A 13,383-nucleotide genomic window follows, 5' to 3' on the forward strand; every position below is an offset into this window, starting at 1 on the left:
GCGATGGCCGCCGTCAGCGTCGTCTTGCCATGGTCCACGTGACCGATCGTGCCCACGTTGACGTGGGGCTTGGTGCGCTCGAATTTGCCTTTTGCCATTTTTCCGACTCCGAAAAAAATCTATGCCAACAAAACAGGATTTCGGCGCAACCGAATTCGGACGCACCAGAATTGGTGCCCATGGCGGGAATCGGACCCGCGACCTCTCCCTTACCAAGGGAGTGCTCTACCACTGAGCCACATGGGCCATTTGGAACCACCGAAGCAGCACCAAAGACTTTTTCAAACTCTACAAACCAGCCAACAGACAATGGAGCGGGAGACGGGAATCGAACCCGCGTCATTAGCTTGGAAGGCTAGGGTTCTACCATTGAACTACTCCCGCATCAGCAGCCTTCACCGCATCTGCGCCGCCCAGCAACTGCCAAGCACCACCGACATGTCATCCAAAAACTGGTGGAGGGGACTGGATTCGAACCAGTGTAGGCGTAAGCCAACAGATTTACAGTCTGCCCCCTTTAGCCACTCGGGCACCCCTCCGAAGAATTTCGAATTATAGCACTGATTTTGGCTTCGCCGAGATACCTCGCAACAACTTGAAGCTTCGGAGCGCAGAAAATTGCTGCGCATCAGCTGCAACTTTTCCACTTCAACCATCGAAAATCGATGTAACCCATTGATTACAAAGACCTCCGGCACACCCAAAACGGACATTCTAGCTGCGGATCTACGCCCAAGTGACTCCAGTTGTCGCGCTTAGCTTGCAAAAACTGCCCAACATGCCTCCCGGAGTTGGTGGCTCTCGGCCTCTCGCGTCTTGTTTCTGCACGGATCTGCGCCCAGGGAAATCGAGAGGCCGCAGGTTGATCAGCGCGCCTACAACCCCCCTCAGCCGCCTCATCGACTCCAGGTATCCGACGACTCCAGGTGCGCTTCTATCCACCCGGTGCCGTGGTGGAGCTAAAGGGTTCAGCCGACATGCGCGCGGTGAACAAGAACATCACCCCGCCGGAGGAACAATAGTTGGCATTGCACTCAGCGGGAAATGGCAAGCAGCTGTGCGGGAAAACTTCATCGCCCGATTCCATGGGCTCAAGGGCTTCCCCGCTGCCAGCAAGGCGGTGGGCATGGAGCAGACCTTGCTGCGCTATGTGGTCTTGTACAACCACCGACTGCCGCAGTCAGCGCTCCAAAGCAGAACGCCGATGCAGACCATGAAAGACCGGCACTAGACTCACCCGCATTTGCTCCACAAGCGGCCATATGATCGGCCGGGATACGACAGAGCGTGGTCTCCGGACGGTTGCAAGTGTCCTGCGTAACTTCCACGGCTTGGCGCGAGATCGCACCCGTCACGTTGTCCACGACTTCCATTTCTGTTGTCACACGGATGATCTCCGAGGAAAACAGGCCTTCTGCCTGCGCCTTGACGATGCGCTGCTGGCTGCGCTGAGAAACAACGTCCTGCTCGTCGCGGGTGATGCCATAGCGATGGGCCACGATGTCGGCCGTTTCGATCACGGGCAGATACACGGACGGCTTGTGCGCCAACAGCCAAGTATCCAGGTCTTTGGCTTCTTCGGCAGGGCTGCGGGCTATGCTGCGAGTGCCCGTCACGCTCTCCACTCCACCGGCGATAGCCACCTCCACGCTGTCCAGAGCAATACGCCCAGCCAACATGGCAATCGACTGCAGGCCAGAGGAGCAGAAGCGGTTAATGGTCGCTCCACTGACCGTCACGGGTAGACCTGCTCGGTGCGCGGCGAGATGCGCGACGTTTTTCCCGGCGCACCCGTAGGGGTTGGCACAGCCCTGAATCACATCATCGACGATGGCCCCGTCGACGCCGGCGCGCTCGACGGCTGCCACGATGGAAAGCGCGCCAAGTTCCGGGCCTGACATGGCGTTGAATTCACCACGCAACGCGTTGGTGAGGACGTGCGGGCGTGCGGGCGTAAGAAACGATGACGGCTTCACGCATGGTTGATCGATTTCCGTTGCGATGGGGTAATTGCAGAAGTACAGGGCGCGGGCCAAGTTCCCACGAAGGCCAACTGAAACAGCCCGCGAGGCTTCAGTTGTCGAGACTGATGTTGGCTTTACGAGCAATCGCCCCATACACGGAAATTTCACTTTCAATGAGCGATTGGAATTGCGCCGGCGTGCTTCCTACCGGGCCAAAACCCATGCTCTGGAGACGTGCGGACAACTCTTGGCCTTTCACGGCGTTAGCGATCTCCTTCGAGATGCGATCGACCGCTTCTTTCGGGGTGCCCGCTGGCGCCATCAAGCCGATCCAGGAGCTTTGGACGATATCGGGGAAGCCTGCCTCGGCCATGGTGGGCACGTCCGGAGCACACTCACACCGCTTGGTCAAGCTCACTGCCAGCACCTTCAGCTTGCCGGCCTTCACTTGGGGCATACCGCCGCTAGCGGGATCAAAAAAATAGTCCACCAGGCCAGCCATCAAATCAGGCATGGCCTTTGCACTACCGTTGTATCCAATATGCACGCCCTTGAGATTGGCGGACAAGGAAAACATCTCCCCCAGCAAATGGCCGGTGGATCCCGGCCCGGTGGAGGCATAACTGGGTTGTTTTTTATGGGCCCATGCCACGAATTCAGCCACATTGCTGGCAGGCGTCGCAGCACTGGTGTACAGGAACAATGGAATGTTGACCATATGACTGACGGTCGCGAAATCCGTGGGCTTGTACGGCAGGTTCTTCACCAGCACCCGGTTGGTTGTATATGCAGCCGGCACGACCCCGAAGGTATAACCGTCTGGTGCAGCACGTGCCAGCGCAGTCGTGGATACCGTGGTATTGGCACCCGGCTTGTTCTCAACCAGGACGGGCTGGCCAAGCGACTTGGAAACCGTTTCCATCAACATGCGGGTGACAGTGTCCACTGGCCCCCCTGCCGCGTATGGCACAAACACCTTGAGGGGCTTGGTGGGCCATTCGTTGGCCCAAGCGGCCCCACAAGTCAACACCATCGTCGCCCCAGCCAAAAATGAGAGGCTGGTTCGACGATTGCCCAACACGGATTGATTCATGGCTGTCTCCTGTTAATTCTTCATTGGAATTTCAGTAACGAAACCGATGGAAAGGGCTCGATTACTGACCGGGTTGAATCATTGCTCTGGGACGATGTATCTCATGCGTCAAGAATTCCTCATCCCTGGAGCATGGCGGCTCTTCTTGCCAAACTGAATGCACTTTTCCGCATCTCAGCGCAGTCCTCCATAGCATCCCCACGATCCAGCCACCAGGTGGCCGGCATCTACTGGGAGATTAATTCCGGTGATCGCTGAGGCCCATTCCGACGCAAGGAAAGTCACGGCATGTGCGATCTCTTCGGCATGGACCAAACGCCCCAGCGCCGAATGACTGGCCAATGCCTGCACCTCCAATGCACGGGTCGCAAAGCCTCTATCGAGTGCGGGCGTTTGCGTGAATCCGGGGGACACGCAATTGACTCGAACGCCCTTGGGGCCCCATTCGCCTGCCAAGCATTCCGTCAGATTGATCACGCCAGCTTTGGACGGTGCGTAGGAATGCAGCGGCCCCGAGCGCATGCCAGCAACAGAAGCGATGTTCACGATCACGCCCTGACCTCGCTGCGCCATGCGCGCTCCGAAACGTGCACAGCACAGATAGGTGCCGCGCAGATCGATGCGCGCGACGAAGTCCCATTCCTTGAGTGTTAACTCCCCCGGCGGCAGCGTACGCTGCAGAACACCAGCGCAGTTCACCAGCACATCGACGAAACCCAGCCGCCCCTCGATGTCTGTCGCAGCCCCATCCACGGAGGACTCCTCGCCGACATCCATCGCCACTGAAAGGGCATTCAATTCGGCTGCGACCCGCTGTGCTGCTTCAAGGTTCTTGTCGGCAATAACAACCTTCGCCCCGCATGCGACCAATTGCCGCGCACAAGCCAGCCCTATGCCGCTGGCTCCACCCGTGATGAGCACCGTTTTTCCAGCAAGATCGATGGTCATGAACGCTCCTTGCCAGCCAAACCTGCCAGCTCCTCACGCAGCACCCGTTTGAGCACCTTGCCCGAGGGGTTGCGAGGAAGCGCTTCCCGCAACTCCAGTTGCTTGGGTGTCTTGAATCCTCCCAGCCGGCCCGAGCAGTAGCTGCGCAGCTCCTCCAGCGTGAGGTCCGTTCCAGGGCGGAGCACCACCACGGCCGTGACGCGTTCACCCCATCGCTCATCAGGCACGCCGATCACCGCAGCCTCTGCTACCTGTGGCAGCTGGTGCAGCACACGCTCCACCTCGGACGATGCGATGTTTTCTCCACCGCTGATGATCATGTCCTTCTTGCGGTCGGTGAGATACAGGAAGCCTTCCGTGTCCAGGTACCCGATGTCGCCGGTGCGGAACCAGTCGCCCCAGAAGCTCGCGCGGGTCTTGGCCTCGTCGCGCCAATAGCCTCGCGTGACCTTGGGGCCGCGCAGGCAGACCTCACCTTCGGTGCCTGCCGGCAATGGCTGACCATCGTTATCCATGATGGCCAATTCGACATGCGCCAGGGCGCGTCCGGTGGAGCCGATCTTCTCGATCTCGCGCCCGGCTTCCATCAGGGTGTCGCCCGAGCAGGACTCCGTCAGGCCATAGGCATCGATATACCGAGCCCGGCGGAACACGCTGGTGAACTCGCGGATGCGCTCTTCTGGCGTGCGTTCTCCACCACCGACAACCCACGTGAGGCTGTCGAGCGCATATGCCGAACGGGCCGGGCTGGCGAGGCAACGGTTGAGCATCACCGGAGCCATCCAGGCGCCCGTGATTTGCTCGCGCTCGATCAATGCCAAGGTCCGCTCGGCATCGAAATCGCGCTCAAGCACCAGCGCGCCCCCCATCAGCCACAGCGCCACCCCCGGCAGATCGTAGGCGCCCACATGGTAAAGCGGACCGACCACCAGCAACCGGTCGTCGCGACCAATACCGAGGGCCGTGATGTGATCCATGCACTTCCAGGCCATATTGCCGTAGGTGTGCATCACGCCTTTGGGACGGTCGGTCGTGCCGCTGGTGTACATCAGGCGATACAAGGTTTCCGGGGTCGCCGTGTGGATCAAGGGCACATGCTGCACAGACTGCCGGCATAGCAATCGGCTGTCACGCTGCGCCGCGGCATCCACCAGCAGCGTTGCCAGGCCATCGGGCACACCCGCTTGCAATTCATCGTCGGCAAATAAAATCTTCACGCCGGCATGGTCTGCGATGTACCCCACCTCTTCCGCGCCCAGCCGGTAATTCACCGGCAACAGCACGGCGCCCACATGGGAGATGGCCAGTGACAACTCCAGAAAGGCGGCACTGTTCTTCATCAGCAGGGCGACCACGTCGCCCGCGACGATGCCTTGTGCTTGCAGCATGGCGGCGGCATGCTGCACGCGCTGCTGCAGATCCGCGTATGTCATTCGCTGCTCGCCATACACGAGTGCCAGACGCTCGGGGTGCGTGCGGGCCCACCAGGCCACGCTGGCTGAGACTGAAACCATAAGGAAACTCCTTGTTCGCCGCCACCGCGCACCGCCCCATGGCGCCGCGCAGCTTCTCCGTACTTTTTTTGATTTCTGTCTCAGTAGCCCTTGGGCATCTTCAATTCGTGGTTGGCCACGTAGTTCAGCAGCATCTCCTCGGACACAGGAGCAAAGCGGAACAGGCGGCAATCACGCCACAGGCGCTCCACATGGAATTCCTTGGCATAGCCCATGCCCCCCATGGTCTGCATGGCGCGCTCGGTGGCACGGGCCACCGCCTGGGCGGCAATCAGCTTGGCCGCATTGGCCTCGTTGCTGTAAGGCAGGCCCATGTCGAAATTGGTCGCGGCCTTGTAGTTGAGCAGGCGCGCCGATTCCACCTCCACATGGCACTGCGCCAACGGGAACTGCAGCCCTTGGTAGGCGCTGATAGGCTTGCCGCCAAAGACCTTGCGGTCGTTGGCGTAGTCCACGGCCAGCTTGATGGCCAGCTCGCCCGTGCCCACCAGGCCGGCGGTGGTCACCATGCGCTCGGTGTTCAGCACGTCCAGCAGTTCACGCCAGCCCTTGTGCAGCGTGCCGATCAGCTCATCGGGCTCCACGCGCACGTTGTCGAAAAACACGCTGCTCGAATCCAGGGTGCAGGTGCCCAGCTTGTCGATGGGCGTGTGGCTCAGCCCATCGCGCTTCACGTCGATCATGAACATGGTCAGGCCATCGGTGCGCGACTCGGCATCCTGCAGCTTCTTGGTGCGCGCGATCACCAGCATCTTGTCGGCCGACTCCACGCCCGTGATCCAGATCTTGCGCCCGTTCAGGCGCCAGCCGTCACCATCGGCGGCGGCAAAGGTCTTGATCTCCAGGGTGTTGGTGCCGGCGTCCGGTTCGGTCAGCGCCATGCAAAAGTTCATCTCACCGCTGATGATCTTTGGCAGCAACTCCTTCTTCATCTTGTCGTTGCCGAAGCGCGCTATGGAAACGCCGCCGAAGATAGGGTTGACCATGAACAGCTGCCCCACGGTGGAACCGCCGCCCGTGGCCGACAGCGCCTCGACGATAAGCGTCATCTCCATCATGCCCAGGCCGCTGCCGCCATACTCCTCGGGCAGCGCCACGCCCGCCAGGCCTGCATCGCACACAGCCTTCCAGTACGCCTTCGGAAAGGCTTTTTCGGCATCGTGCTTGCGCCAATACTCCAGACCGAAACCCTCGCCAATCTGGCGCGCGGTCTCGATCATCATGCGCTGTTCGTCATTGAGTCGGAAGTCCATGGTGTCGCTCTCGTGAAGATAGGAAGGTGCGGCGGCACCGCACGCGGGGCCGCGCCGTGCTTGGAATTACTCGGGCTGGATGCCGGCGGATTTCGCCAGGGCCTTCCAGCGCTCTATGTCTTCGCGCAGATAAGCCTGGGATTGCGCGGGCGTATCGGCCACGGGCTCCAGGCCCTCGTTGCTCAGCCATTTGCGCATTTCGTCGGATTTCAGGATGGCGACCATCTCTTTGTTGAGCCTTTCCACAACCGGTGCAGGCGTTTTGGCGGGCACGTACATGCCGTACCAGACCGCGGTGTCAAAGCCAGGCACGCCCCCTTCGGCCACGGTGGGCATCTGCGGCCACAGGCTGGTGCGCTGCGCCGTGGTCACGGCCAGCGCGCGCATCTTGCCGGCCTCGGAATATTTCTTGGCCGTTGCCAGCGGGTCGATGACCATTTGCACCTCGTTGCCCATCAACGCCGTGAGTGCAGCGCTTGCGCCCTTGTAAGGCACATGGGTCAATGGCAGCTTGGCCATGGTCTTGAAATACTCCGACGCGAAATGCACGGAAGTGCCCACACCAGGCGTGCCGAAATTCACCTTGCCAGGGTTGGCCTTGGCATAGGCCATCAGATCGGCCACGCTCTTCACGGGCAACTCATTGCTCACCACCAGCGCAAACGGCCCCCGGACCACGGTCGTGACGGCAGCCAGATCCTTGGTCACGTCGTAGGGCAGCTTGGACTTGATGGCGGGCTCGGTGGCAATGGCACCGCTGTGCAGCAGGATGGTGGTGCCATCGGCATCTGCGCGCACTGTCGCTTCGGTACCGATCGAGCCACCTGCACCGGCCTTGTTGTCCACGATCACCTGGCGCCCCAGCCGCTCGCTAAGCTGCTGCGCCAGCTTGCGGCCCAGGATGTCCGATGTGCCACCGGCCGAATACGGCACGATGATGCGCATTTGCTTGCCTTCTGCGATGGTCTGTGCCTGCGCCGAAGTCCCCAGAACGGCCACGGCCGCAGCGGCCAGGGTGAGTGTTTTACGCAAAAAAGTCATGGTTGTCTCCTTGGATTGAAATTGGCCACCGGATGGTCTGCGCCCCCTTCTTGTGACCTCTAGATATCAAAGCTTTCAGATATGCAGCGCCCGTCCATAGGCCGCCAACACGGCCTCGTGCATCGCCTCGGACAAGGTCGGGTGCGGGAAGATGGTTTCCATCAGTTCCGCCTCGGTCGCCTCCAGCGTCGCTGCCAGCGTGTAGCCGTGCACCAGCTCGGTCGCCTCCGGGCCCACCAGGTGGGCGCCCAGCAACTCGCCCGTGGCTTCGTTGAACACCGCCTTGATGAAGCCTGCGGCCTCGTCGATGGCGATGGCCTTGCCGTTGCCCTCCAGCGGAAACTTGCCCACGCGCACCGGGGTGCCGGACTTCCGCGCCTGTGCCTCGGTCAGGCCCACTGCGGCGCTTTGCGGGTAGCTGTAGACGCATGAGGGAATCGGCGCGTGGTGTTGCGCTCCCGAGCGCAGGCCGGCGATATGCTCCACGGCAGCAACACCCTCGTGGCTGGCCTTGTGGGCCAGCATGGGCGCGCCCGTGATGTCGCCGATGGCGTAGATTCCGGGCTCGGCAGTCACGCCCCAGTCGGCCGCCTGGATCAGGCCCTGCTCCACGACCACGCGCGTATCTTCCAGGCCCAGGCCTTCGGAATTGCCCACCAGCCCCACTGCCACCAGCACGCGCTCGGCATGCAGCTGCCGGCTCGCACCTCCCTGCTCCACCGTCAGCCGCACGCCGTCGGCCTGCACCTGGCCAGCCACCAGCTTGGCGGCGGTCAGAAACTGAATGCCATCCTTGGCCATCGCCTGCTGGGCGAAGGCACTCACGTCCTCATCGCTGGCGGGCAGCACGCGAGAGGCCGCCTCCATCACCGTCACCTGCGTGCCCAGCGTGGCGTAGAAGCTGGCGAACTCCATGCCGATGGCGCCGGCACCAATCACCACCAGCGACTTTGGCAGTGCCTTGGCCGACAGCGCATCGCGGTAGCCCCAGACGCGGTCGCCATCAAACGGCAGCATGGGCAGCTCGCGCGCCCGCGCCCCGGTGGCGATGAGCACATTCTTGGCCTGCAGCATCTGTGACTGCCCCTTGGCATCCGTCACCCGCACCTGCCTGCCGGTCTGCAATGCGGCGCTGCCCATGAAGACGGTCACACCGGCTTTTTTCAGCAGATGCGCCACGCCACGATTGAGGCGTTGCGACACCTGGCGCGAGCGCGCCACGACCTTGCCAAAATCCACCTGCGGCTCGGACACGGTGATGCCCTGCGCGTCCGCATGGCGGATGCGGCGCAGAGTATCGGCCGAATGCAGTAGCGCCTTGGTGGGAATGCAGCCCCAGTTCAGGCAAATGCCCCCCAGGCTTTCGCGTTCCACCAGCGCGGTGCGCAGCTTGAGCTGCGCGGCACGCAGCGCGGCCACGTAGCCGCCGGGGCCGCCACCGATGACGACCACATCGAATTGCATTGCGGTTTCCACCATCGCTGCCACCTCACGCCACCAGCAGACCCATGGGCTGCTGCAAGGCCTGCACCACGAGCTTGAGGAACTTCAGGCCGCTGACACCATCGAGCACGCGGTGGTCGGCCGACAGCACCATGCCCATTTCGCGGCGGATGACGGGCTGGCCGCTCTCGTCGGGGCGAAACACCTCACGGATGCTGCCTACGCCAAGAATCATCGACTGGCCGGGGTTGATGATGGACGTCATGTACGTCACGTCGTGCATGCCGGCGTTCGACACGGTGATGGCACCGCCCTGCATGTCGGCGCTGCCCAGACGGCCCGCCTGCGCGCGGCCGATCAGCTCGCCCGCCTGCTGGGCAAGCGCGCCCAGCGGCTGCCGCCCCACGCCGCGCAACACGGGCACCAACAGGCCCTTGTCGGTGTTCACCGCCATGCCCACGTCGGAGCCGTCCAGGCTCAGGATGCCCTCGTCCGTCCACACACGGTTCACCTCGGGCATGGCCTTCAGGGCCTGGCCCACGGCAGCCAGCACGAAATGGTTGAGCGTCAGGCGCTGGCGGGTCTGGGCCGCATTGAGCTGCCCACGCAGGGCCATCACGGCGCTCATCTCGGCCTCCACCGCCAGGTAGAAGTGCGGCACCTGCTGCTTGGCCGCCGTCAGGCGCTGGGCCACGGTGCGCTCCAGGTTGCTGGGGGCGCGCAGCGCGCCATGTGCAGGCGCAACCGTGGCAGACGATGAATGTTGAGTGTTATTGACCTCCAGCCCTTTTCCAGCGAGCGTCAATCGCTCCACTTTTGCAAGCACATCCCTGGCACGGATGCGGCCTCGGGGGCCGGAGCCGGTGAGATCGCCCAGGTCCACGCCCTGCTGGGCTGCCAGGCGGCGTGCCAGCGGCGTGACGGGGATGCGCTGACCGCTCGGCACCGTGGCGGCCACGGCGGCGACCATGGGAGCCGCGCCAGCGGCGGCAGCGGCATGCGCTGGGACAGGCGGCGCGCTGGGGGCCAGCACGCCCTCGCCGACCAGGCCATCGTCCCAGTAGCCGATCACCGTGCCGCAGGGCAGGGTCTCGCCCGCCTGGGCGGTGATTTCCAGCAACACGCCGTCGGCTTCGGCGCCGATCTCGTTGGCGGCCTTTTCCGATTCGATCACGAACAGGCCCTGGTCCGCCTTGAAGGCTTCACCCGGCTGAACCATCCATTCGACCAAGACCCCCTCGGACATGGTCAGTCCGAGCTTGGGCACCAAGAGTTCACGGCGCATGGCTTACTTCCCCGTAAATTGGGCCTTGCGCTTTTCCAGGAAGGCGCTGCAGCCTTCGTGGGCGTCCTGGCTGTCCAGCACCAGGCCGATGATGGCCTGCTCGTGCGCCAGGGCCGCACCCAGCGGCATTTCGGCGCCATCGCGCAGGGCACGCTTGAGCAGCTTGAGCGTCAGCGGCGACTTCTGCGCAATCTGCAGGGCCAGGGCCATGGCCTCGTCCAGCAGCGTCTCGCGAGGCACGGTGCGGTTGCAAAGACCCAGATCCACCGCCTCGGCAGCCGTGATCTGGTTGCCGGTGAACATCAGTTCCTTGGCGCGACACAGCGGCACCTGGCGGATGATGCGCTGCGAGCCGCCAGCGCCCGGGAACAGGCCCAGGTTGATCTCGGGCAGGCCCAGCTTGGCCTCTTCGGCCACCAGGCGGATGTCCAGCGTCAGCAGCAGCTCGGTGCCGCCGCCCAGCGCCCAGCCGTTGATCGCGCCGATGGTGGGCTTGTCGGAAGTCTCGAAGCGGCGGAACACGCGGTGGATCACCTCCGCGAACTCCTCATAGTGCTGCAGGCCCTGGCGGCTGTTCAGGTCGGCGATATCGCCGCCGGCCACAAAGGCCTTGTCGCCGGCGCCGGTGATGACGATCACGCGCACGCTGTGGTCGCGCTCCAGTTCGGTCAGCGCGGCCTCCAGCGCCAGCAGCGTGGGCGTATTCAGGGCATTGAGGGTTTTCGGGCGGTTGATGGTCAGCACGCCCACGGCGCCCTGGCGCTCGCACAGGATGGGATTCAATTCTTCGGACATTCTGGGTCTCCTTCGGTCTTTGTTTCAGGCGGCTCGCTCAGGCCAGCGTCTTGCGCACGGCGTCGATCACACGCTCCACGGTGACCACATAGCCCTTCTCCAGCGAGCTGGCGAACGGGGCGGGCATGAAGGGCGCGGCCACGCGCAGCACGGGGGCGTCCAGCTCGTCAAAGCCTTCATCGGCGATGGTGGCCACGATCTCCGCGCCCACGCCGAAGGCCTGCACGGCTTCGTGCACCACCACGGCGCGGTGGGTGCGCGACAGCGACGCCAGCACCGTGGCCTTGTCCCAGGGTTGGATGGCGCGCAGATCGATCACCTCCGCCTCCACGCCCTCCCTGGCCAGTTGCTCAGCCGCCTGCAGGCAGACAGACACGGTGGCGCCATAGGTCACCAGCGTCAGTTCGCGCCCCGCGCGTGCGATGCGGGCGGCGCCGATGCGATCGGTCTGCGTGGTGTCCACCAGGCCCTTGGCGGCATACAGGGCCTTGTGCTCGATGAACATCACCGGGTCCGGGTCGGCGATGGCCGCGCGCAGCAGGCTGTAGGCGTCCTGCGGAGTGGCGGGGCACACCACCTTCAGGCCCGGAACGTGGGCCAACCAGGCCTCCAGGCACTGCGAGTGCTGGGGGCCCGCCGACAGGCCGCCGCCGTGGGGCGTGCGCAGCACCATGGGCACCGAGCCCTGGCCGCCGAACATGTAGCGGGCCTTGGCCGCCTGGTTGACCAGGGCATCCATGGACAGGGTGATGAAGTCCATGAACATGATCTCGACCACAGGCTTGAGACCTGTCAAGGCCATGCCCACGGCCGCCGAGGTGATGGACGATTCGGAAATCGGTGTGTCGATCACACGCTGGGCGCCGAAGGCATCGAGCAGGCCGCGCGTGGCCTTGAACGACCCGCCGGCATTCGCCACGTCCTCGCCCAGCACCACCACGCTGGGGTCCTGCTCCATGCTGTCGCGCAGCGCCTGCGTGACGGCGTTCACGTAACGCATTTCAGTGGTGCTGCTCATGCGCGAGCCTCCTGTGCAGTCTGGGTGTACACGTCCTGAATGGCGCGCTCCAAGGTCGGCAGCGCATCAGCCCGCGCCGCTTCCACGGCCGCCTCCACCTGGGCCGCGATGGCCTGATCGATGGTGGCGGTGTCCACGCCTTCGGCCTGCAGCTGGGCACGCGCTGCGATCAAAGGGTCGTGCTCATGCACGGATTCCAGCTCACCGGCATCGCGGTACTTTTGCGCATCGCCCTCGAAGTGGCCGCGCACGCGGGTGGTCATGCATTCGAGCACGAAGGGGCCTTGGCCCGCGCGCAGCTGGGCGGCGGCCTGCGCGGCGGCATCGGCCACGGCCAGCACGTTGTTGCCATCCACCTTGGCGTAGCTGGCCCCGAAGGCAGCGGCCAGCGGCTCCAGTTGGGCGGCGAACTGGCGCGATGTGGGCGAGAACTCGGACCAGCCGTTGTTCTCGCACACCAGCAGCAGCGGGCATTTCCACAGCGCCGCCATGTTCAGCGTCTCGTGCAGCACGCCCTCGGCCATGGCGCCGTCGCCAAAGAAGGCGACGGCCACGCCGCCGGTCTTGCGGGCCTGGTGCGCCATGGCGCTGCCCAGGGCAATCGGGATGCCGGCGCCCACAATGCCGTTGGCCCCCAGGATGCCCAGACTCAGGTCCGCCACATGCATGGAGCCGCCGCGGCCCTTGCACAGGCCACCTTCGCGGCCCATGATTTCCTTCATGAAGCCCGTCACGTCCATGCCGCGTGCCAGCACATGGCCGTGACCGCGGTGGGTGGTGGCCAAGGAGTCCTGGGGCAGCAAGGCGCTGGCGATGCCGGCGGCCACGGCCTCCTGGCCGATGCTCAGGTGGATGAAGCCCGGCACTTCGCTGTTGGCAAACAGGCGGGTCAGCGCGGTCTCCACCTGGCGTATCAGGCTCATGGTGCGGTAGAGCGCGATCAGCCCTTCGATCTGCTCTGTATTTTGTTTGCGGGATTTCACGGGATTTCTCTCCATAGACTCGGGGGAGGTGGCATGCGGATGACTG

The 13,383-nt window shown here is 63.6% G+C and carries 11 protein-coding genes, 3 tRNA genes and 2 pseudogenes; 1 reads left to right on the top strand and 15 read right to left on the bottom strand.

Annotated elements, in window-relative coordinates; all coding sequences use genetic code 11:
- From AC1Q5S_RS20490 to AC1Q5S_RS20505, 4 genes are all read right to left on the bottom strand, one after another.
- On the bottom strand, nt 1-98 hold a 98-nt coding region (locus AC1Q5S_RS20490; RefSeq protein ID WP_233151794.1), incomplete at its 3' end, for a GTP-binding protein.
- Between the two features lie 73 nt (nt 99-171).
- A tRNA-Thr gene (locus AC1Q5S_RS20495) sits at nt 172-246 on the bottom strand.
- A 64-nt stretch (nt 247-310) separates the two neighbouring features.
- Nucleotides 311-384 (bottom strand) — tRNA-Gly (locus tag AC1Q5S_RS20500).
- A gap of 69 nt (nt 385-453) precedes the next feature.
- Nucleotides 454-539: transfer RNA gene (locus AC1Q5S_RS20505), tRNA-Tyr, on the bottom strand.
- Between the two features lie 587 nt (nt 540-1,126).
- Here AC1Q5S_RS20505 and AC1Q5S_RS20510 point away from each other — a divergent pair.
- Nucleotides 1,127-1,231, top strand: a pseudogene (locus tag AC1Q5S_RS20510) (IS481 family transposase); the annotation flags it as partial.
- Between the two features lie 187 nt (nt 1,232-1,418).
- On the opposite strand, the pseudogene AC1Q5S_RS20515 reads toward AC1Q5S_RS20510, so the two are convergent.
- The 11 genes and pseudogenes from AC1Q5S_RS20515 to AC1Q5S_RS20565 all read right to left on the bottom strand — a co-directional run.
- A pseudogene (locus AC1Q5S_RS20515) lies at nt 1,419-2,117 on the bottom strand (thiolase family protein); the annotation flags it as partial.
- Entirely contained in the window at nt 2,074-3,057 is a 984-nt protein-coding gene (locus tag AC1Q5S_RS20520; RefSeq protein WP_303835734.1) for a Bug family tripartite tricarboxylate transporter substrate binding protein, read from the bottom strand. The pseudogene AC1Q5S_RS20515 and the gene AC1Q5S_RS20520, both read right to left, overlap by 44 nt.
- 174 nt (nt 3,058-3,231) lie before the next feature.
- Nucleotides 3,232-4,005 (bottom strand): SDR family NAD(P)-dependent oxidoreductase, encoded by a 774-nt coding sequence (locus AC1Q5S_RS20525; RefSeq protein WP_492239336.1) that lies wholly within the window; start codon nt 4,003-4,005, stop codon nt 3,232-3,234.
- On the bottom strand, nt 4,002-5,519 hold the full coding sequence (locus AC1Q5S_RS20530) for an AMP-binding protein (protein WP_492239337.1): 1,518 nt from the start codon (nt 5,517-5,519) through the stop codon (nt 4,002-4,004). Before AC1Q5S_RS20530 ends, AC1Q5S_RS20525 begins: the two co-directional genes overlap by 4 nt.
- Nucleotides 5,520-5,599: 80 nt before the next feature.
- A complete protein-coding gene (locus AC1Q5S_RS20535; protein WP_303835740.1) occupies nt 5,600-6,772 on the bottom strand; it encodes an acyl-CoA dehydrogenase family protein in 1,173 nt (390 codons plus the stop codon).
- Between the two features lie 66 nt (nt 6,773-6,838).
- Complete coding sequence (locus tag AC1Q5S_RS20540) at nt 6,839-7,813, bottom strand: tripartite tricarboxylate transporter substrate binding protein (RefSeq protein ID WP_492239338.1); 975 nt, start codon at nt 7,811-7,813, stop codon at nt 6,839-6,841.
- 75 nt (nt 7,814-7,888) lie between these two features.
- On the bottom strand, nt 7,889-9,292 hold the full coding sequence (lpdA, locus tag AC1Q5S_RS20545; RefSeq protein WP_492239339.1) for a dihydrolipoyl dehydrogenase: 1,404 nt from the start codon (nt 9,290-9,292) through the stop codon (nt 7,889-7,891).
- Nucleotides 9,293-9,302: 10 nt separating this feature from the next.
- Complete coding sequence (locus AC1Q5S_RS20550; RefSeq protein WP_303835745.1) at nt 9,303-10,541, bottom strand: dihydrolipoamide acetyltransferase family protein; 1,239 nt, start codon at nt 10,539-10,541, stop codon at nt 9,303-9,305.
- 3 nt (nt 10,542-10,544) lie between these two features.
- Nucleotides 10,545-11,336, bottom strand: a complete 792-nt coding sequence (locus AC1Q5S_RS20555) for an enoyl-CoA hydratase/isomerase family protein (protein WP_303835746.1) — start codon at nt 11,334-11,336, stop codon at nt 10,545-10,547.
- 37 nt (nt 11,337-11,373) lie between these two features.
- Nucleotides 11,374-12,354: an alpha-ketoacid dehydrogenase subunit beta gene (locus AC1Q5S_RS20560; protein ID WP_492239340.1), complete on the bottom strand. Its 981-nt coding sequence runs from the start codon at nt 12,352-12,354 to the stop codon at nt 11,374-11,376.
- A complete protein-coding gene (locus AC1Q5S_RS20565) occupies nt 12,351-13,352 on the bottom strand; it encodes a thiamine pyrophosphate-dependent dehydrogenase E1 component subunit alpha (protein WP_492239341.1) in 1,002 nt (333 codons plus the stop codon). Before AC1Q5S_RS20565 ends, AC1Q5S_RS20560 begins: the two co-directional genes overlap by 4 nt.
- Nucleotides 13,353-13,383: the final 31 nt, after the last annotated feature.

The organism is Acidovorax sp. GW835-FHT14B10 (assembly GCF_058793725.1).

Coding starts and splice junctions, on each gene's coding strand:
- AC1Q5S_RS20520 (WP_303835734.1), bottom strand. CDS start 3,057: ATGAATCAATCCGTGTTGGGCAATCGTCGAACCAGCCTCTCATTTTTG.
- AC1Q5S_RS20525 (WP_492239336.1), bottom strand. CDS start 4,005: ATGACCATCGATCTTGCTGGAAAAACGGTGCTCATCACGGGTGGAGCC.
- AC1Q5S_RS20530 (WP_492239337.1), bottom strand. CDS start 5,519: ATGGTTTCAGTCTCAGCCAGCGTGGCCTGGTGGGCCCGCACGCACCCC.
- AC1Q5S_RS20535 (WP_303835740.1), bottom strand. CDS start 6,772: ATGGACTTCCGACTCAATGACGAACAGCGCATGATGATCGAGACCGCG.
- AC1Q5S_RS20540 (WP_492239338.1), bottom strand. CDS start 7,813: ATGACTTTTTTGCGTAAAACACTCACCCTGGCCGCTGCGGCCGTGGCC.
- lpdA (WP_492239339.1), bottom strand. CDS start 9,292: ATGGTGGAAACCGCAATGCAATTCGATGTGGTCGTCATCGGTGGCGGC.
- AC1Q5S_RS20550 (WP_303835745.1), bottom strand. CDS start 10,541: ATGCGCCGTGAACTCTTGGTGCCCAAGCTCGGACTGACCATGTCCGAG.
- AC1Q5S_RS20555 (WP_303835746.1), bottom strand. CDS start 11,336: ATGTCCGAAGAATTGAATCCCATCCTGTGCGAGCGCCAGGGCGCCGTG.
- AC1Q5S_RS20560 (WP_492239340.1), bottom strand. CDS start 12,354: ATGAGCAGCACCACTGAAATGCGTTACGTGAACGCCGTCACGCAGGCG.
- AC1Q5S_RS20565 (WP_492239341.1), bottom strand. CDS start 13,352: ATGGAGAGAAATCCCGTGAAATCCCGCAAACAAAATACAGAGCAGATC.